An 18,579-nucleotide genomic window follows, 5' to 3' on the forward strand; every position below is an offset into this window, starting at 1 on the left:
ACACGCCGGGCGTGTTCACCGTCGAACAGCACGTGCGTGGCAAATGGGCCTGCCGTCAGTGCGAAACACTGATCCAGGCGCCGGTACCAGCCCAGGTGATCGACAAGGGCATCCCCACTGCCGGCCTGCTGGCTCACGTGATGGTGGCCAAATTTGCCGACCACCTGCCGCTGTATAGGCAAGAAAAGATTTTTGGGCGCGCTGGCCTGGCCATCGCCCGCTCGACGCTGGCGCAGTGGGTCGGACACACCGGCGTACAGCTCCAACCATTGGTCGACGCCCTGCGCGAGGCGGTACTGGCGCAAGGCGTGATCCACGCCGACGAAACCCCCGTGCAAATGCTGGCCCCTGGCGAGAAGAAAACCCACCGGGCTTACGTCTGGGCATACTGCACTACACCCTTCGCCGACCTGAAGGCCGTGGTGTATGACTTCAGCCCCAGCCGGGCTAGTGAGCATGCGCGCAATTTTCTGGGTCAGTGGAGTGGCAAGCTGGTCTGCGACGACTTCGCCGGCTACAAGGCCAGCTTCGAGCAGGGCATCACCGAAATTGGCTGCATGGCCCACGCCCGCCGCAAATTTTTCGATCTGCACGCAGCGAACAAAAGCCAGTTAGCCGAACAGGCGCTGCACTCCATTGCCGGGCTGTATGAAATCGAGCGGCAAGCACGGCACATGAGCGATGAAGAACGCTGGCGAATACGGCAGGAAAAGTCTTCACCAATCCTCGATGCGATGCATAACTGGATGCTGGCCCAGCGTGATCGGGTGCCCAACGGATCAGCCACGGCAAAAGCCCTGGATTACAGCCTAAAACGCTGGTTAGCGCTGACGCGCTATCTGGACGACGGCGCCGTGCCTATCGACAACAATCAGGTCGAGAACCAGATTCGACCATGGGCCCTTGGACGCTCGAACTGGCTGTTTGCCGGGTCGCTGCGCTGCGGCAAACGGGCGGCGGCGATCATGAGCCTGATCCAGTCGGCGCGGATGAATGGGCATGATCCGTACGCCTACCTGAAGGATGTGCTGATGCGGCTGCCGACACAGCGGGCCAGCGAGATTGGCCAACTACTGCCGCATCAATGGGCACCCGCCTGAATTACGCAAGGTGAGTTCGGCAGACGCTTACAGTTCCGCGCCCCCAGCGACCGTTGATGGCGCTCATGGTGCTCACCAAGTCCGGCGTTAGCAAACATCGGGTTGCTTCTCTGTGTCATGGCGATTCGCCGCCGGCAACTTATCGCCTAGTGCTGACGAGCTGCTGTGCCAAAAAAGAGTTACGGAAGTATTCGCGGAAGGCTTTCATTGGCGCGGTACATGGCCAGATCTGCATGCATGATGAGATCGTTCGTGCATTGCCCATCTTTGGGCGCGATGGCGACCCCCAGGCTGGCTGACACGACTAGGCTGTGCCCTAGGATTTCAATGGGGTGCGTGAACGGTCTCCTGGACACGGGCTAACTCACGCAGACGCTTGTCGAATGAGCGACTAAAACAGATCTCCAGTCTGAGTTCGATCTCATTCAGCGACGGCTTTATAACCTTCGCTGACAACTTCATTTACAGCTCAGCCTTACACGCTAATTTCCCCTTATGTTCGGGTGATCGGTTCCGGCTTACCAAACAGGTAACCTTGGAACGCTCGGCAGCCGATAGCAATCAGCAACTCCAGTTGTTCGCGCTGCTCCACGCCTTCGGCTACCACCTCCAAGCCGAGGTTTTCCGCCAGGGTTACCACGGTGCGGACGATGGCGCTGTCGGTACTGTCGATAAGGATTTCGTCGACGAAGGACTTGTCGATCTTCAGCTGATCCAACGGCATGTGCTTGAGGTAGCTCATGGACGAATAGCCGGTGCCGAAGTCGTCCAGCGAGAAGCGCACGCCGACCTGGCGCAGCGCCTGCATCTTGCCGATGGTGACCGTCAGCTCGTGTTGCAACATGGATTCGGTGATTTCCAGGCGCAGGCGGTTGGCCGGTGCGCCGCTGCTGGCCAGCACTTGTAGCACCTGCTGGACGAAATCGGGCTGGCTGAGCTGGCGCGCGCTGATATTCACGGCAATGGTCCAGGCCTGGCGCATGGGGTCGTGCTGCCACTCGGCCAGCTGGCGGCAGGCGGTGGTCAGTACCCATTGGCCGATCGGAATAATCAGGCCGCTTTCCTCGGCCAGGGGAATGAACTGCGCCGGGGAAACCAGGCCGCGCTGCGGGTTTTGCCAACGCAGCAGGGCCTCAAAGCCGAGGATCTGCTCGTCAGCGTCGACTACCGATTGGTAGAACAGGCGCAGCTCATCCTGCTCCAGGGCCAGGCGCAGGTCCCGCTGCAGCAGGGCGCGCTGGTTGATTTCGCTCTGCAGGGCGTTATCGAAGAAGCACAGCTGGTCGCGCCCGGCATCCTTGGCTTTGTACAGCGCCATGTCGGCCTGCTTGATCAGTTCGTCGGCGTTCTGCAGCGTGCCATCGAACAACACTACGCCAATGCTCGGGGTGATCTGCACCATATGGTCGTGGAGCTGATAGGGTGCGGACAGCATCTGGCGGATCTTCTCGCCAGTATCGCTGGCATGGTGCATGGCGCTTTCCTGGCTGTTGCCCAGCTCTTCGATGATCACCACGAACTCGTCGCCACCCAGGCGCGCCACCGTGTCGCTCTGGCGCAGGGTGCCCTGCAGGCGCACGGCCACTTCCTTGAGCAGCTGGTCGCCGATCGGGTGGCCGAGGGTGTCGTTGATTTCCTTGAAGTGGTCCAGGTCCATCAGCAACAGGGCGCCGTGCTGATTATGCCGTTGGCTGTTGTGCAGGGCGCGGATCAGGCGTTCGCTCATCAGGCGGCGGTTGGCCAGGCCGGTGAGGGCGTCGTGCAGGGCCATGCGCTGGGCGGCTTCTTCGATGCGCTTGCGCTTGGTGATGTCGGCGCGGATGGCGATGTACTGCTCGGGCAGGCCATCCTTGCCGATGAAGGGCATGATGGTGCTCTGCACCCAGTACAGCGAGCCGTCCTTGGCGCGGTTGCATACCTCGCCACTCCACACCTCGCCATGGCTGATGGTGCGCCACAGGTCCTGGAAAAATTCGCGCGGATGATGGCCGGAGTTGATCATTTTGTGGGTGCGGCCGACCAGCTCGCTGCGGGCGTACTGGGAGATGGCGCAGAACTTGTCGTTAACCTGGGTGATTACCCCGCGGGCATCGGTGATGGCGACGATGGCGTGGGCATCCAGGGCGGCTTTGATCTCGGCGATTTCACGCAGTGAGTCAATCAACTGTCGGCGATTGTGCTCGCGTTCGCTGGTGTCGGTGAAAATCGCCAGCACCCCGGCTTCGCGGCCGCTGACCTGGCGTTCCGGCACCACCAGGCAGGAGGCATAGGCGCTGTTGCCGTCCGGGCGCAGGTATTGCAGGTCCAGGTCGCTGCGTATGCCGTCGAGGGCTTTGATCAGGTGTGGTTTGATCTGCTCGGCAACGTCGTCCAGCAGCAGATTGTCGAAGGTTTGCCCGACAACGCTGTCCTGGTGGCGATCCAGACTGTGGATCAGCGTTGGGTTCGCGTAACGCAGTTGCAGGTGTTCATCCAGGCGGGCCACACCGAGCGGCAGGTTGTTCAGCAGGTTGTGAAGCTCGGTTTCCTGTTCTCGGATGCGCTCTTCACGGGCTTCCAGCAGGCGATAGGGTTTGCGCACGGCAATCTGAAACGCGGCCAGGTAGAAGAAGCAGTAGGCGGCGACTTTATACAGGTGGCCGAACAGGTTTATGAATTCCGAGGTCTTCTGATATTGGGTAAACGCCAGTGCGCCCATGGCGGTAATGAAGCACGCCACGCACAGCCACAGGTCGCGGCTGCTCTGGGTCTTGCGGCTGCGCAGGAGGAAACGCAGGGCAAGCCCCAGATTGACGGCGCACAGGATGTATTCACAGGCGTTCTTCAGCGGCGTCAAGCCGCTGCCGGGTATGTAGCTCACCGGCAGCCACTGCGGAAGCAGGATGGCGATAAGGAGCAGGGCCATGACCAGAACAATGCCTGCCACCAGCCAGAAACTGCGGCTGCCTGGCAGGCGCAGTTGCAGGGCCGCCAGGCAGAGAACGGTTACCTCAACCGCGCGGCTGCTGAGCCAGAAGAAGATTGAGGTGTTGATGCTGCCATCCACTACCAGCCCCGGCATGCCAGCAAAAAACAGGGTATGCAGGATGTCCAGTCCGGCGACGCTGACGAAGCCGAACACCATGGCTTGAGCAATGGGCTCGACATTCCGGTCGGGGATATTCCAGGCGATGGTCACGATCATCAGCGAGACGCTGATGGCGAACATCTCCAGCAGCATATGCACCGACAGATAGTCGGCCGGGCGACTGGTGAAAATGGCCATGGGCGGCAGGCTCAGGGCAATGGCCATGAGTACCAGTGCCAGAGCGCAGGTGCACAGCGCCAGGCGACGATTCTTCAGGTAAAGGCTGGGGGGCTGCAAGACGGTATCCGAGGGCACTGTTAGTGCCCGTTGTGCGTGGGTTATTAGCTGTTGAACCGCTCGACCAGCGCGTGCAGGGAGCCTGCAGTGGACTGTAGCTGGCTGCCTAGGCGCGCGCTATTGCCGGTGACTTCGGCATTGTCGTTGGTGGCCTGGGAAATCGAGTTGATCTGCCGGGCAATATCCTCGGCGACCAGGCTCTGCTGTTCGGCAGCAGCGGCCATTTGCTCGGCCATCTGGTGGATATTGTCGACGGTCTGGCTGATGCCTTGCAGCGATTGTTCGGTTTGCGCTACCCGTGCCACGCCGTTACGCGCTTCCTCGCTGCCGGCGCGAGCGACGCTCAAGGCACGTTCGGTTTCCTTATGCAGGCCCGTGATGATGCCCTGGATGACGTCGGTAGACTGGCGGGTCTTGGAGGCCAGGGCGCGCACTTCGTCGGCCACTACGGCAAAGCCACGGCCCTGCTCACCGGCGCGGGCTGCTTCGATGGCGGCATTCAGGGCCAGCAGGTTGGTCTGCTCGGCAATCGCGTGGATCATGCTGGCGGCTTGCTGGATGGAAGCGGTTTCATCGGCCAGTGACTGCACCGATTGGCCGATGCCATCGACAGTCTGCGCCAGTTGCTCGATGACCTGGCGGCTTTGCTGCGACTGCTGGGCGCCGGCCATAGCCAGTTCACTGGCCTGACGTGCTTCCTGAGCGGTTTGCTGGACGTGGCTGGAGACCTGATTGATCGACGCGGCCATCTCGTGCATCGCCGTGGCGGCCTGGTCAGCTTCATTGCGCTGGGCCTGCAGGGCACGTTCGGCCTGCTCGTTGAGGCGGCCGTTTTCCTTGGCCAGGGCGGCGGTCTGGTCGGCGAAATCTCCCAGGCGGCAAAGCGCCGTGCGAATCCGTGCATCCTCGCTGATCAGTGCCAGGTGCAGCAGCGCCAGTGGCCCGGAGGCATCGCTGTAGGTGCGGGCCACCAGCGGGCTGTCGAATGTTTTTGGCGCTACTGCACGAGCCCGGCCGAGCAGCTGGCTGGAGTTGTGCAGGCTGGCAAAACCCTGCAGCCCAAGCAGGACCAAGGTCAGCAGCAACGCCGTGCCGGGCAATTCCAGGCTCCAGAGCGCCGCGCCGCTCACTACACCGAGCAGCGGCAGCACGAAGAAGCGTGCCAGTTGCGCGAATGCCTCGCCACGGCCGATGGCCGGGCGCCCCTGGTTCAGGCGCGCGTAGAGCGCTTCGGCACGGCGCACCTGCTCGCTGTTGGGTTTGCTGCGCACCGACTCGTAGCCGACAACCCGGCCGTTTTCCTGGATGGGCGTGACATAGGCGCTGACCCAATAGTGATCGCCGTTCTTGCAGCGGTTCTTGACGATGCCCATCCAGCTGCGTCCGGATTTTAGGTAGTCCCACATATGAGCGAACACGGCAGGCGGCATATCCGGGTGACGAACTAGGTTGTGCGGGCTGCCGACCAATTCCTCGCGGGTAAATCCGCTGATCTCGGCGAACTCGTCGTTGCAGTACGTGATGATCCCGCGGGTATCGGTGGCGGAAATGAGGTGCTGTTCTGCTGGGAAACTGCGTTCGCGGCCGCTGAGTGGTTGATTGATTCGCATGGGGAGGGCTCACCTGAATGATAGGCACATCGATGGCCTGGGAGGCAGTGGGTCTAGTCGGCTCTGTAAGCTGATCGTTTAGTCAAACTTTTTCACATTAGCAGGCACCCCTCTTGATGCTCCCCCCATAGAGGGGGGGCTAAAAGACAGGTGAACAGCCTGCGAGTCACAACTGTCGAAGAGTGCTCCCCCTTGATAGGTATTAGGGCTGGCAAACAGTTGTCGACCTGCGGCGGCAAAAGTTGAGTGCTGCACCTGGCCTTTCCGGTACGGTGCTGCCCCTATGTCTTACTCCGAACTCAGCGTTGAAGAGCGCGTCATTTAAATCGGTCATGCCCAAGGTTTCAGCCTGCGTAGGATTACCTGCTTGATCACCCGATCCCCTTCGACCATCAGCCGGGAGCTGCGCCGCAATCGAGGTGCCTGCGGTTGTTACTCGGCCCGTGCGGCCCGGCAGCAGATGCAGGCCCGCCGCTAGGTTTGTCGACCGATGCGAAAGCTGTTGCTGGGTAGCGAGCGCTTCGAGTTGGTGGCCCATCTGCTGCGTGAGCGTTTGGAAGCTGATGCAGAGCAAGCTGCGGAGCCTGTCGCTTAAGGGTCGGCAAGTCATGCTGAATGACGTTATGGCCCAAAACGAAACTGGCACCCTCACCCAGGGTATCTAAAGCTTCGAGTACCTGGCCAAGATCCCCCTCGACCCTACGCTCCAAGTCTTCGCCGATATCGGGCCGCAAGGCACCAACCATAAAGATCCGCTCTGGCTGATCAGCTTTACCGGGCGCAACTTCAAGGTCAAAAATCAGGCTTTTAGGGGGACTCAGTGAAGCCATCCGGACAGCGATCCTTGCAACAGAATACGGGGCTGATGGCACTTTAACCGGTAATGACCAGCGTAGGTAGGTGTGAGACGTATTGGGCCAGGCTACGGACGATAACCTGCTCTAATTTGGAATGGGCCGGACATTCGCAAATGAGGTAGTCCACCAGAGCCTGGAGAGTGTCTAAGAAATCCGGGGCGATTCAAATATCAGCACGACGAAAATTTACGACCGGCGCGGTTTGCGACCAGGGTTCGGCTTGAATCTGAATCAAATCGGCTCACTCGACTCGTATGGCGACCTTGCTGAAGACAAGTTCACCGATAGGTCTTGATTCTGTTCTGATGAAATCGGAGCAATCAAGTAAGGACGCGAGTTCAACTCCCAAATGACGCCGTTTGTCGGCTTTTCTCTTTGGGGGCACATAAGGGGGCATTCACTCAAAAATATAAATTTAAATCTCTATAAATCAATTACTTAGTTTTATTTTTAAAATACCCCCGGCTCCACCAAATAAGCCCCTGATTTTCCTAGAGAAAGTCAGGGGTTTTTCTTTGCGTGTCGAAAAGGTGTCGAAACGGTTTTTTCACCGTGCCCAGCCAACGGAACGGAAATCAAACCCAAGCGTCCAACGACTCAAGTAGCTGCGAACTCCGTTTACGGGTAGCCGAACTGCAGCGCTTGAGTTCAGGAGTACAACAATGAATTACATGACATTGATAACGCTTGTGTCGGTTCTTGCGCTGACTGGCTGCAGCTTCAGCGCGCCAGGCGTTCACGCCCGTATAGGTGACGCAGACGCCATTCGCTTAGACATCGGCGATCATCGCGGCGGAAATTTTTTCCCACCAGGGCATCGTATGAAAGGAAGTTGCTAAATGACCACACGAATTGTCGCCCTGATCATGGCTGCGGTTCTTATTTCGGGCTGTAGCTTGAGGCTACCAGGCATAGGCATTGATATTGGCGACGGCGGCGGCGGTCCACCCCACTGCCCACCGGGTCAAGCCAAGAAAGGGAGATGCTAGAGCGAATCCTACCGCTCTGGGCCTGAATCTGGTCGTGTATTGAAAAGGTCGGCATTGCCGCTAGCCGTTGGGGAAATCTGTTGAAAGATTCCCCGATGGCCTGCGGTTACGGGCCCTATAAGCAAAAATCCCCAGCCGAGATACTTTCTGCTGGGGACTTCTGCTTTTTGGCTTTCAGATCATGACGTTAACGATCTGCATCAACAGATTAAGCCAACGCCTTGGCATTGCCGGCCTTTTTTATTTGTTAACCGCCTAAGCCTAACTAAGCGGTCCAAACCTAACAGCATCCTGCAGATGATCCGGAGCAAGGTGCGCGTAGCGCATGGTCATGGCCAGGCTGGAGTGACCCAGGATTTTCTGCAGGGTGAGGATGTTGCCGCCGTTCTGGATAAAGTGGCTGGCGAAGGTGTGGCGCAGGGCGTGGGCGGCCTGGCCTTTTGGTAGGCGGATGGTCGTCCTGGCCAGGGCGCGGCGGAACGAGGTGATGGCCGAGTTTGGCTGGCCGTGTTGCTTCCAGTGTCTGACGATCTTGGCCTCTAGCTCTGCAGTGATCGGCACCGAACGAACCTTGCCGTTCTTGGTTCCGCTGAAGGTGATCACGCGATTGCGCAGCCCGGTCGGTTTCAGCTTCTCAGCCTCTGACCATCGAGCACCGGTGGCCAGACAGATCAGGGCGATTATCTCGACGTGCGGGTTGTCGCAGCCGCGCCGGATCTCTTCCAGCAGCTCGGCGATCTGTTCGGTGGTCAGCCAGGACAGCTCTCTTTCCTGCACCTTGAGCGCCAACACATCAGCACGTCAGCTCCGGTACTGACAGCGCAACAAGGGCGGCTAAGCCACATGCGCCACTCAGGACTGCTGCCTGCTGCAAGGCCTGCATGGTGCACCACGCAGCAGACAAAACAGTGACTCGTTGCTGCCGGTCAAGAATCGACCAGAGATTCTCTCTAATCTGGTGACTGCGCCCAAGCACATTCAGGTCATGCCTGAATGCTCATCATCGTGCCAATGCTGGCTCGCAGATTGCGTTAAAGAAACCTGCCGAACGTACGATGAGCATTCCATGCATGTGCCCGGAATATGCGCCAGACCGATATGGCCGCAACGCCCCATGAACGGGCCAGCCATCGGATTACGGCGCCAACACTTGAAACAGTCGATACAATGCAGTGCACCCAAAGGGGCAGCCAGATCCCTGAACGCGCGAATCGCCCTCGGTCGACAGACCTCCGGCCAGCGTCGTTCGCCTGCCAATACCTCACTTCAGAGATAGGCCTAAAGCGATGCTGAAAAATGCCCCGTTGAGTGTGAAACTTCTCCTCATCCTGATCTTCCCCTTACTGGGTTTCCTGGCCTTCTCCACCCTATATGTGGCCGGGAAATACGAGACACTGAGCGAGATGAAGCACACCCTGGCTGCCAGTGACACCGCCCAGCAGATCAGCGCGGCAGTCACCGCCCTGCAGCGTGAACGCGGCGCCAGTGGTGTCTTTCTCGGCAGTGGCGGTACGTCCATGCGCGATGCGCTGAGCCAGTTCCGGCTCGACAGCGATGCGGCGATCACATCCTTGCGCAGCCTGTCGGCAGAAAGCTCGGCCGAACTCAACGAAGTACTCGGCGGGCTGAATGACATCGTCACCCTGCGCCAGCAGGTGGACGCGCAATCGATCAACAGCAGCGAATCCGGCGCACGCTATACCCGCCTGATCGTCAGCCTGATTGGCTACACCCACTCGCTGGAGGCACGTGTCAGCGATCCGCGCATCCTGCGAGCCCTCGGTGCTCTGAACCAGTTCGTGGAAATGAAGGAGCGCGCCGGACGCGAACGTGCCCTGCTCGGCCTGACCTTCAGCCAGAAGCAGCTCAATGCCGACCAGCTCTCGCGCCTGAGCCGCAATCTGGGTGAGTTCGCAGCCTATCAGGACGCCTTTCAGCGCCGGGCCACGGCGGATTTCAAGAACCAGCTCGACAGCGCGCTGCAACAACCTGCCGCGCAGGCCGCCAGCAACCTGCAGCGCGCGGCAATGGAGACGGCACTGGGCGAAACCCTCGATACCCAGCCCGAAGAGTGGTTCAAGCTGTCTACCAACCGCATCGACCTGATGGTGCAGGTCGAGCGCGCGCTGGGCCAGAACGTCGCGGACCTTGCTACCCGGGCTCGGGACGAAGCGGCCCAAAGCCTGTGGCTGACCGTCGCGGCCATGCTCGGCGTGCTCTCGGCCGTGGTGCTCCTGTCGCTGCTGATCATCCGCAACATCAAGTCAGCGGTCAGCGATGTCAACGATACTCTGGTCGCCCTGGCCCGACGCGACCTGACCGCTCACACCCGCTACCAGGGCGGTGACGAGTTCGGTGTGATCGCGCGCAACCTCGACCACATGGCGCAGCAGATCAAGGACGTGATCCAGGAAATCGGCAATGCGGCGGCGCAGGTCGCCACTGCTGCCGAGGAGTCCTCGGCCGTCGCCCTGCAGACCAGCCAGAACGTGGCGCAACAGCGTCAGGGCACCGATCAGGTCGCCACCGCCATCAACGAGATGAGCGCCACGGTCAAGGATGTCGCCCGCAGCACCACCGAAGCGGCCGAGATGTCGCGCCAGGTCAACGACAATACCCTGCAGGGCAAGAGAGAGATCGAGGACACCGTACGCCTGGTGCAGGCGCTGTCGACGCAGGCCGAGCAGACTGCGCGGATCATTCTCGAGCTGAAGAAAGAGAGTGATGCCATCTCCTCGGTGCTCGACGTCATCCGTGGCGTCGCCGAGCAGACCAACCTGCTGGCCCTGAACGCCGCCATCGAAGCCGCCCGTGCCGGCGAACAAGGCCGAGGCTTTGCCGTGGTCGCCGACGAGGTGCGCCAACTGGCGCAGAAAACCCAGGATTCCACCGTCAGCATCCAGCAGATGATCAGCAACCTGCAAAGCGGCTCCGACCGTGCCGCCAGCTCCATGCAGGAAACCCTGGACAAGGCGCAGGCCAGCGCCGACAACGTGGTCAAGGCCGGCGAGCTGCTGGTACAGATCGCCGATGGCATCGCCAGCATCAGCGACCGCAACATCCAGGTGGCTTCGGCCGCCGAGGAGCAAAGCCTGGTGTCGGAAGAAATCAACCGTAACGTCAACGACATCAATGACCTGGTCATCCAGGTCAGTGCCGCCGCCGAACAGACCGCCGTCAACAGCCGTGAACTGGCCAGCCTGGCCGATCATCAGCAGCAACTGGTGAGTCGCTTCAAGGTGGGCTGATACCATCCGGGGCCGGTAGCCGGATACCAGCTGCACGGGCTAACGCCCGGTCGCATTTCGGTGCGCTGTCCATCGATGGCCACCGGTCATGCCAGGGGACGGGCATGACCCATGGTTTATTGGCCCGCAGCCTATCGGTCGAGCTGCAAGCTCTTGCGGATACCCGAATCGAGCATGGCAGCCGGAGCGAATGTGCGCGGCAGGCTCAAACGAGCAGCCGCCGCCCCGGCGGTGTAGCGCAGTTTGGGCCGTGCGGCGCTCGCGGCCTTGACGACCACCTTGGCCACGATATCCGGGTCATCGGCGCTGGCCATCGATTGACTGAGCACCTTGGCCAGGCTTGCGCGAACCGTACGGTACTCGTCTAACGTGGCATCGGCCTCAATGGTGTTCGCTTCGAACTGGGTCTTGGTGAAGGCCGGCTCGATGACCGAAACACGAATGCCGCGTGTACGCAGTTCATGATCGAGGGCCTCGGAATACCCCTCCAGCGCATGTTTGCTGGCGACGTAGAGGGCGACGTACGGCATGGGCACGACACCCAGAATCGAGCCAATGTTGATGATCCGACCATGGCCCTGGCGCCGCATGTGCGGTACGACGACGCGGGTCATGCGTACGACGCCAAAGAAGTTCGTATCGAAGAGCGCCTGGGCCTGCTCGATCGAACTTTCTTCGGCGCCTGCCGGGGCAATGCCAAAACCGGCGTTGTTGACCAGCAGATCGATCCCGCCTTCGCGTCGTATCAGTTCGCTGACCAGCGCCGACACCGAGGCGTCATCCGTCACGTCGAGGGTCAGCATGCTGATGGAACCCTGCAGTCGAGCGTTACTACGGCTTCCTGTGCCATTTGGATAACCAGTTGCTTGGCGAAATGACGGACTCTTCGTTGGTTGCACGTAGCCGCCGCTTCATGGACACCCCTTGGCGCACCGCTTCGGCGCTGCAGTTCGAAGCGGCGCTGGCGAAGGACGATGGCGTCAGATTTGCGCATTACTGGTTCTACAAGCTGGACTTCGTGCTCTGGTATGAACAACAAGCTGACCATGAGTTCTGGGGCAATTTCCGTTTCACCGCGAAGAACTCGGTAGAGCATATTTCGCCGCAGAATCCACAGGCGACCGATACCAATACAGTCTCGAAGGAATGGCTGGACCGCTTTGGCAATCTCGCGCTGGTCTCGCGCAGTATCAACTCGGAGTACGGCAATCTGCCCTTCAACGAAAAGCGCCAGCGATTCCTCAACAAGCGGGAGTATGAGAAGCGGCCCGACTCCTTGAAGTTGGACCTGATCTATTCAAACGTTAGGTGGGGAGAGGCCGCGGCCGATGCTCATCAGTCAGCCATGGTGACGGCGTTTCGGAACCATTATCTAAGGGATTTCAATATCGGCTAGCGTGAAACGGGCGCAAGACTTTTCCAGTTAGCATAGCAACAAGTAATAAATAGAGAGCGATGTCACCTGATGGATCACGAGTGCCTGTTTCTGGCCGCTTTGAGCCTGTCGTGTCAGGCCGGAGTCGGCCAGAAACAGACCTTCAAGCACTACCTTGAGTTATCAAGAGGTACGTTCCTGAAGCTGAAAGGCCCTCGGATCAGACTGTGTGAAAACCTAGCAGTCTGAGAGCAAGCTGAAGACAATGCCTCCATCAGTCGATGGGGGCATTGTCGTTTATGGGCTACATCCAGGGCGAAGGTCGTCAGCAAAGCAGCCTGTTTCCCCCCACATTGGAGGAGCTGGTGCCGGAGGATCACCTGGTACGGGTGATCGAGGTCTATGTCGCCCGCCTGGACCTGCAGGCTCTGGGTTTCAGCAAGGCCGAACCACTCAAGACTGGACGTCCTGGCTATGATCCAGCGGATCTACTCAAGCTTTATCTATGCGGTTAACGTGCAAAACGCGGTGGATGGCGAGCATGGGCTGATCGTGCATCATGCTGTCACTCAGGACGGCAGCGATAACCAACAACTGGAACCTATGGCCAAGGCTGCCCAGGCGATCCTGGCGCAGGAAGAGCTGACGGTTACAGCCGATGCGGGCTACTCCAATGGTGAGCAGTTTCAAGCGTGTGATGATGCTGGGATTACGGCCTATGTGCCGGAGAATCGGGGCATCAATAACAAGGGCGACGACACGCCGCTATTCGATCGCAGCGCCTTCAGCTACGACGTAGAAAACGACCAGTACCAATGCCCAGCGGGCCAATGGCTAGCACTCAAACAGGTCAGTGGGCTACAACGTATCTATGCCGCGCAAGGTGACTGCGAGGGCTGTCCATTGAAATCACGCTGCACCAAGGCCAANNNAGCGCCGATACGTGACTCGGCATGTCCATGAAGCCGCATTCGAGCGCATGCATCAGCGGATGCAGGTGCATCCAGAGATGATGGTCAGGCGCCGCTCCATCGTCGAACATCCCTTCGGCAACCTGAAGCAATGGATTTTGGGTAATGGTCGCTTTCTGCTCCGACAACTGCAGGGCGCTCGGACGGAAATGGCCCTGGCGGTCAACGCCTACAACCTGAAGCGTGCCATCAATGTGATGGGTGCCCGTCGGTTGATCGAGCTGTTGGGGTAGATCCCGCTTTCCATTTCCATGCTTCAAAAACACCAACGCCCCAAACCAGTCGGGGCGTTGGATTTTTCTGGCGTCAGTGCGTTTTCACACGCTCTGGGATGTGGACCTTTTCATTGCTGCTGATTACTTGCTGAGCGCCAGTAAACGCTCAACCCCTACAGGTTCCTCCGCCATGAGCGGAATGACTGCATAGCGCTGCGCATGCTCGGTCGCGACACGCTTGATGTCCTTCAGCTCATTGACTGCCCGCTTATGCAGAAGCGGGGATTCAGTCTTGGCGGCTGCCACACTGTTGTTGATCACCCATGCCCAAGGCTCAATGCCTGCACGACGCAGATCCGCCTGCAAGCCAGCGGCCTCCAGCACGGGAGTGGTTTCAGCCAGGGTCACTAGCAGCACCTTGGTCTGCCTGGGATCCTGAAGCTGCATCATCGGCGTGGTAAAACGCATGTTGCTGCCCGACATCTGCCGGGTGATGTCGCGGTGATAAGCGCCCGTGGCATCCAGCAGCAGCAAGGTGTGGCCGGTTGGGGCTGTGTCCATCACCACGAACTTCTTTCCGCCTTCACGGATGATTCGCGAGAATGCCTGGAACACCGCGATCTCCTCGGTGCAGGGTGAGCGCAGATCCTCGGCAAGCAGTGCCCGAGCCTCATCATCAAGATCTGCCCCCTTGGTTGCCATGACGTGATCCCGATAACGCTGGGTCTCCACCTGCGGGTCGATTCGGCTCAGCGTCAGGTGCTCAAGTGTTCCTTCCAGTGTCTCTGCAAGGTGGGCGACAGGATCAGAGGTGGTCAGGTGCACAGGCAGTCCACGCCTGGCCAATTCAACCGCAACCGCTGCGGCCAGTGTGGTTTTCCCGACACCGCCTTTACCCATCACCATGATCAGGCCATGACCATCGGCGGCGATCTCGTCGACCAGGGACTTGAGTCGTGGCGCGTTCAGTTCAACCGGCGCACTGGCAGATGTCTGCGTGCCCTCATCTGAGCCCTCAACCAGAAGCTGTCGCAGGGCATCCAGCCCCACCAGGTTGAAGGCTTTCAACTGCAACAGATCGAGCGGCAGTGCTCGTAGCGCGGGAGGCATGGCGGCGACTGCTGCCTGTTCGCGCTTGTAGACCGCGGCAGCCAATTCATCCTTCTGTGCTTCGCTCTCTGGCAAAACCCCGTTAATCACCAGGTACTGCTCTTGCAATCCAATGGCTGCCAGCTCCTCACGGGTGCGTGCCGCCTCGCGCAGCGTGGCAGCCTGCGCTCTGGCGACCAGAACCAGACGGGTTTTGGAAGGATCAGACAGTGCCTCTACAGCCTCGTGATACTGGTCTCTCTGTTTATCTAGGCCAGCGAGCGGGCCAAGGCAGGAGGCATTACCTTGGCCGGCTTCCAGGAAGCCGCTCCAGGCACCCGGCAGTTGCAGTAGCCGAATCGTGTGGCCGGTCGGCGCCGTGTCAAAAATGATGTGATCGAAACGGGCTTTCAGCTCATCGCTGACCAGTAGCGAGGTGAACTCATCAAAGGCAGCAATCTCGGTCGTGCAGGCCCCCGACAACTGCTCTTCCATGCCTTTGACTACGTCCTCAGGCATGACGCCTTTAGCAGGCCCGACAATGCGATCCCGATAAGCCTGGGCGGCACCCTGTGGATCGATCTCCAGGGCCGACAGGTTTTCCACGGCGGGCACGGCAGTAATGTGATTGCCGATCCGCAGGCCGAATACCTGACCCACATTGGAGGCCGGATCGGTACTCACCAGCAGCACTCGCTTGCCCTTACGGGACAGCTCCAGGGCCGTCGCGCAGGCAATGGACGTCTTTCCGACCCCGCCCTTGCCGGTGAAAAACAGGAAGCGCGGTGCATTGTCGATAAAGCGCATGCTGACCCCTTAACGGTGGTTGAGGCTGGTCTCGTACCAATTGCGGGTGTTGTTGACCATACGTACCAGCCAGAGCATCACCGGCACTTCGATCAGCACACCGACCACTGTTGCCAGAGCGGCACCCGAGTTGAAGCCATACAAGACAATCGCCACGGCCACAGCCAGCTCGAAGAAGTTCGAGGCGCCGATCATGGTGGCCGGGCCTGCCACGTCATGGCGCACTTTCAGTGCATGGCAAAGCCAGTAACCCAGAGCTGCGATGAACAGAGTTTGCACCAGCAGAGGAATGGCGATGATGCCGATGACCAGGGGCTGCTCGACAATCGACTCTCCCTGGAAGGAGAACAGCAGCACTAGGGTCGCCAGCAAAGCCAGAATGGAGAACGGCGAGATCCTGGCCAGTGCTTTCTGAAAGTTCGCCTCACCACGTCTCATCAAACGAGCTCGCAAAAACTGAGCAATGGCCAGCGGGATGACGATGTACATCACCACGGAAAGCAGCAGGGTGTCCCAAGGAACAGGAATTGATGAAACCCCGAGTAGCAGGGCCACGATGGGCGCAAAGGCAAACACCATGACCAGATCGTTGAGGGCGACCTGGGTCAGGGTGAAGTTGGCATTACCCTTACACAAATTGCTCCAGACGAACACCATCGCTGTACAGGGTGCCGCACCGAGCAGAATCAGCCCGGCCATGTAGCTATCCAGCTCCTCAGCAGGCAGCCAGGGTGCAAACACCTGCTTGATGAAGAACCAGCCAATCAGCGCCATGGAAAAGGGCTTGACCGCCCAGTTGACGAACAGGGTGACGAACATGCCGTTCTTCTGTTGGCGCACTTCACTGATTGCGCTGAAGTCGATCTTCATCAGCATCGGGATGATCATCACCCAGATCAGCAGACCGACCGGGATATTGACCTTGGCGACTTCCAGGGCGCCTACGGCCTGGGCCGCTTGCGGAACAACCAGGCCAAGGATGGTGCCCGCCACGATGCACAGGAACACCCACAGGGTCAGGTAACGCTCAAAGACACCTAATGGAGCCCCGGATGCCTGTTTCAGGGCGACTTCACACGCGTTTGTCATCTTGGCTGCCTATCCTCGTTCGCCTGCGCTGACTGAGCTGAATATTCACTTTGCCATATATTCGGTAAAAGTAATATATTGGCTCTTATGCATCTTTGATAGGGATCGGCATGGGCCAGATAAAGCCAAATAAAGCCCCCGATGGCAGCCACCTCATATCGCCAATCGAGGTATTCAAATGCCTGTCCGATGAGACGCGGGCGCGCATTGTTTTTCTGGTGACTCACGAGCAGGAGCTGTGTGTCTGTGAGCTGACCTCGGCACTGGAAGCGGCACAGCCGAAGATCTCCCGGCACCTGGCCATGCTGCGCAGTTGCGGTCTGCTGGAGGATCGTCGCCAGGGGCAATGGGTTTACTACCGCTTGCACCCGCAGTTGCCGGAATGGGTGAGCGAGATCCTGAAAAAGACCCTGGACACCAATGCCGAGTGGTTGCGTCAGGACATTCAGCGCCTCCGGCAAATGCGGGATCGCCTCGGGAGCAAGCCTGTCTGCGATTAAGCGCAGCGCTCAAGGCGAAAACGATGCACTCAAGGCCATGCCGAAGAGCAGTGGCCAGCTGTAGCCCAATAGGTAATGACCCATGATCGACAACCTGCCCAATGTCGCCGGTGAGCTGTTTGATCGCTCCATCCCGGCAAGGCTGAATCTCGCCGAGGGCGAGCACAAGCCACGCATTCTGCTGCTCTATGGCTCCAATCGTGAGCGCTCCTACAGCCGGCTGCTGACCGAGGAAGCAGCCCGCTTGCTGGAAGCCTTCGGTGCGGAAAGCAGGATTTTCAATCCTTCCGGCCTGCCCATGCCGGACGATGCCGACAGCAGCCATCCCAAGGTCAAGGAGCTCATCGACCTGGTGCTCTGGTCTGAAGGCCAGGTGTGGTGTTCACCCGAGCGCCACGGCGCCATGACCGGCGTTTTCAAATCGCAGATCGATTGGATACCGCTGAGCATGGGGGCCATCCGCCCCAGTCAGGGCAAGACTCTGGCCGTGATGCAGGTTTGTGGCGGTTCGCAATCCTTTAACGCGGTTAACCAGATGCGTGTGCTGGGGCGCTGGATGCGTATGTTCACCATCCCAAACCAGTCTTCGGTGCCCAAGGCCTACCTCGAATTCGACGAGGCCGGACGCATGAAACCCTCCAGCTACTACGACCGAGTGGTGGACGTCATGGAGGAGCTGGTCAAGTTCACCCTGCTGCTGCGGGGTCACGGCAACTACCTGGTTGACCGCTACTCGGAGCGTAAAGAGTCCGCTGAAGAGCTCGCCAAGCGCGTCAACCAACGCGACATCTAACTCAATTTTCTCTAGGGCACCGGAGCACCACATGCGCGTTCTCTTTATGTGTACAGCCAACAGCTGCCGCAGCATCCTTTCCGAGGCGATGTTCAATCATCTGGCCCCTGATGGCTTCGAAGCGGTCAGCGCTGGAAGCTTTCCCAAAGGGCAGGTTCTGCCGCGCAGCCTGACGACCCTGCAACAAGCCGGCATTTCCACCGAAGGGCTGAGCAGCAAGGGGAACGACGCGTTCGAAAGCAATCCTCCGGATATCGTCATTACTGTTTGCGACAAGGCTGCCGGCGAGGCCTGTCCGGTCTACTTTGGCCCGGCGTTGAAGGCCCATTGGGGATTGGAGGATCCCTCGGACGTGCAGGGTACCGATAGCGAAGTGGATGCTGCCTTTCGCTGCTCCCTGGCGCGGATCGAGAGGCGTTGCCGTGCGTTCCTCGCCTTGCCCTTCGAACAGCTGAGCCGCGATGAACTCAAGCGCGAGCTCGACAGAATTGGCACGATGTAAACTTCAGGCCGTAATACCACTAGCACGACTGTCCGCTATTGGCCGATTCTGTTGAAAAAGTAGCTGCTTC

13 protein-coding genes and 4 pseudogenes are annotated in these 18,579 nt (G+C 59.4%); 10 read left to right on the forward strand and 7 right to left on the reverse strand.

Annotated features, from left to right (window positions below; all coding sequences use genetic code 11):
- On the forward strand, positions 1 to 1,100 hold a 1,100-nt coding region (locus tag CXP40_RS23210; RefSeq protein ID WP_106735649.1), incomplete at its 5' end, for an IS66 family transposase.
- Positions 1,101 to 1,279: 179 nt separating this feature from the next.
- Here CXP40_RS23210 and CXP40_RS24330 read toward each other — a convergent pair.
- The 3 genes from CXP40_RS24330 to CXP40_RS23225 all read right to left on the reverse strand — a co-directional run bounded on the left by CXP40_RS24330 (position 1,280) and on the right by CXP40_RS23225 (position 6,074).
- Positions 1,280 to 1,456 (reverse strand): diguanylate cyclase domain-containing protein, encoded by a 177-nt coding sequence (locus CXP40_RS24330; RefSeq protein ID WP_078466174.1) that lies wholly within the window; start codon positions 1,454 to 1,456, stop codon positions 1,280 to 1,282.
- A 137-nt stretch (positions 1,457 to 1,593) separates the two neighbouring features.
- Entirely contained in the window at positions 1,594 to 4,464 is a 2,871-nt protein-coding gene (locus CXP40_RS24125) for an EAL domain-containing protein (protein ID WP_218239119.1), read from the reverse strand.
- A 44-nt stretch (positions 4,465 to 4,508) separates the two neighbouring features.
- On the reverse strand, positions 4,509 to 6,074 hold the full coding sequence (locus tag CXP40_RS23225) for a PAS domain-containing methyl-accepting chemotaxis protein (protein ID WP_060772730.1): 1,566 nt from the start codon (positions 6,072 to 6,074) through the stop codon (positions 4,509 to 4,511).
- 325 nt (positions 6,075 to 6,399) lie between these two features.
- Between CXP40_RS23225 and CXP40_RS23230 the strand changes: the two are divergent.
- Positions 6,400 to 6,639, forward strand: a pseudogene (locus CXP40_RS23230) (helix-turn-helix domain-containing protein); the annotation flags it as partial.
- A 1,131-nt stretch (positions 6,640 to 7,770) separates the two neighbouring features.
- Entirely contained in the window at positions 7,771 to 7,920 is a 150-nt protein-coding gene (locus CXP40_RS24085) for a hypothetical protein (RefSeq protein WP_224490557.1), read from the forward strand.
- Positions 7,921 to 8,181: 261 nt separating this feature from the next.
- On the opposite strand, the pseudogene CXP40_RS23235 reads toward CXP40_RS24085, so the two are convergent.
- A pseudogene (locus CXP40_RS23235) lies at positions 8,182 to 8,718 on the reverse strand (tyrosine-type recombinase/integrase); the annotation flags it as partial.
- A 605-nt stretch (positions 8,719 to 9,323) separates the two neighbouring features.
- Here CXP40_RS23235 and CXP40_RS24335 point away from each other — a divergent pair.
- Together CXP40_RS24335 and CXP40_RS24340 are read left to right on the forward strand one after the other, a co-directional pair.
- A pseudogene (locus tag CXP40_RS24335) lies at positions 9,324 to 10,307 on the forward strand (nitrate- and nitrite sensing domain-containing protein); the annotation flags it as partial.
- On the forward strand, positions 10,302 to 11,168 hold the full coding sequence (locus CXP40_RS24340; protein WP_371916981.1) for a methyl-accepting chemotaxis protein: 867 nt from the start codon (positions 10,302 to 10,304) through the stop codon (positions 11,166 to 11,168). The pseudogene CXP40_RS24335 and the gene CXP40_RS24340, both read left to right, overlap by 6 nt.
- 131 nt (positions 11,169 to 11,299) lie before the next feature.
- Here the strand turns inward: CXP40_RS24340 and CXP40_RS23245 are convergent, their stop codons facing one another.
- Positions 11,300 to 12,067, reverse strand: coding sequence for an oxidoreductase (locus CXP40_RS23245; protein WP_256579551.1), 768 nt, complete (start codon positions 12,065 to 12,067; stop codon positions 11,300 to 11,302).
- Between CXP40_RS23245 and CXP40_RS23250 the strand changes: the two genes are divergently transcribed.
- Together CXP40_RS23250 and CXP40_RS23255 are read left to right on the forward strand one after the other, a co-directional pair.
- The gene (locus CXP40_RS23250; protein WP_157831712.1) at positions 12,019 to 12,564 is read left to right on the forward strand and encodes an HNH endonuclease family protein; all 546 of its coding nucleotides are present in this window, start codon (positions 12,019 to 12,021) and stop codon (positions 12,562 to 12,564) included. The genes CXP40_RS23245 and CXP40_RS23250 overlap by 49 nt on opposite strands.
- 278 nt (positions 12,565 to 12,842) lie before the next feature.
- A pseudogene (locus tag CXP40_RS23255) lies at positions 12,843 to 13,747 on the forward strand (transposase).
- A 123-nt stretch (positions 13,748 to 13,870) separates the two neighbouring features.
- Here CXP40_RS23255 and arsA read toward each other — a convergent pair.
- Positions 13,871 to 15,625, reverse strand: a complete 1,755-nt coding sequence (arsA, locus tag CXP40_RS23260; protein ID WP_106735654.1) for an arsenical pump-driving ATPase — start codon at positions 15,623 to 15,625, stop codon at positions 13,871 to 13,873.
- A gap of 9 nt (positions 15,626 to 15,634) precedes the next feature.
- Positions 15,635 to 16,714 carry an ACR3 family arsenite efflux transporter gene (gene arsB / locus CXP40_RS23265; protein ID WP_026146700.1) on the reverse strand — a complete coding sequence of 360 codons (1,080 nt, stop codon included), beginning with the start codon at positions 16,712 to 16,714 and terminating at the stop codon, positions 15,635 to 15,637.
- Between the two features lie 110 nt (positions 16,715 to 16,824).
- Here arsB and CXP40_RS23270 point away from each other — a divergent pair, with 110 nt between their 5' ends.
- From CXP40_RS23270 to CXP40_RS23280, 3 genes are all read left to right on the forward strand, one after another.
- Positions 16,825 to 17,214 carry a metalloregulator ArsR/SmtB family transcription factor gene (locus tag CXP40_RS23270; RefSeq protein WP_106735655.1) on the forward strand — a complete coding sequence of 130 codons (390 nt, stop codon included), beginning with the start codon at positions 16,825 to 16,827 and terminating at the stop codon, positions 17,212 to 17,214.
- An 82-nt stretch (positions 17,215 to 17,296) separates the two neighbouring features.
- The gene (gene arsH / locus CXP40_RS23275) at positions 17,297 to 18,007 is read left to right on the forward strand and encodes an arsenical resistance protein ArsH (protein WP_027897495.1); all 711 of its coding nucleotides are present in this window, start codon (positions 17,297 to 17,299) and stop codon (positions 18,005 to 18,007) included.
- Positions 18,008 to 18,038: 31 nt separating this feature from the next.
- The gene (locus CXP40_RS23280; RefSeq protein ID WP_106735656.1) at positions 18,039 to 18,509 is read left to right on the forward strand and encodes an arsenate reductase ArsC; all 471 of its coding nucleotides are present in this window, start codon (positions 18,039 to 18,041) and stop codon (positions 18,507 to 18,509) included.
- Positions 18,510 to 18,579 lie beyond the last annotated feature (70 nt).

Source organism: Pseudomonas sp. YY-1, assembly GCF_002843095.1.
GTDB lineage: Bacteria > Pseudomonadota > Gammaproteobacteria > Pseudomonadales > Pseudomonadaceae > Aquipseudomonas > Aquipseudomonas sediminis_A.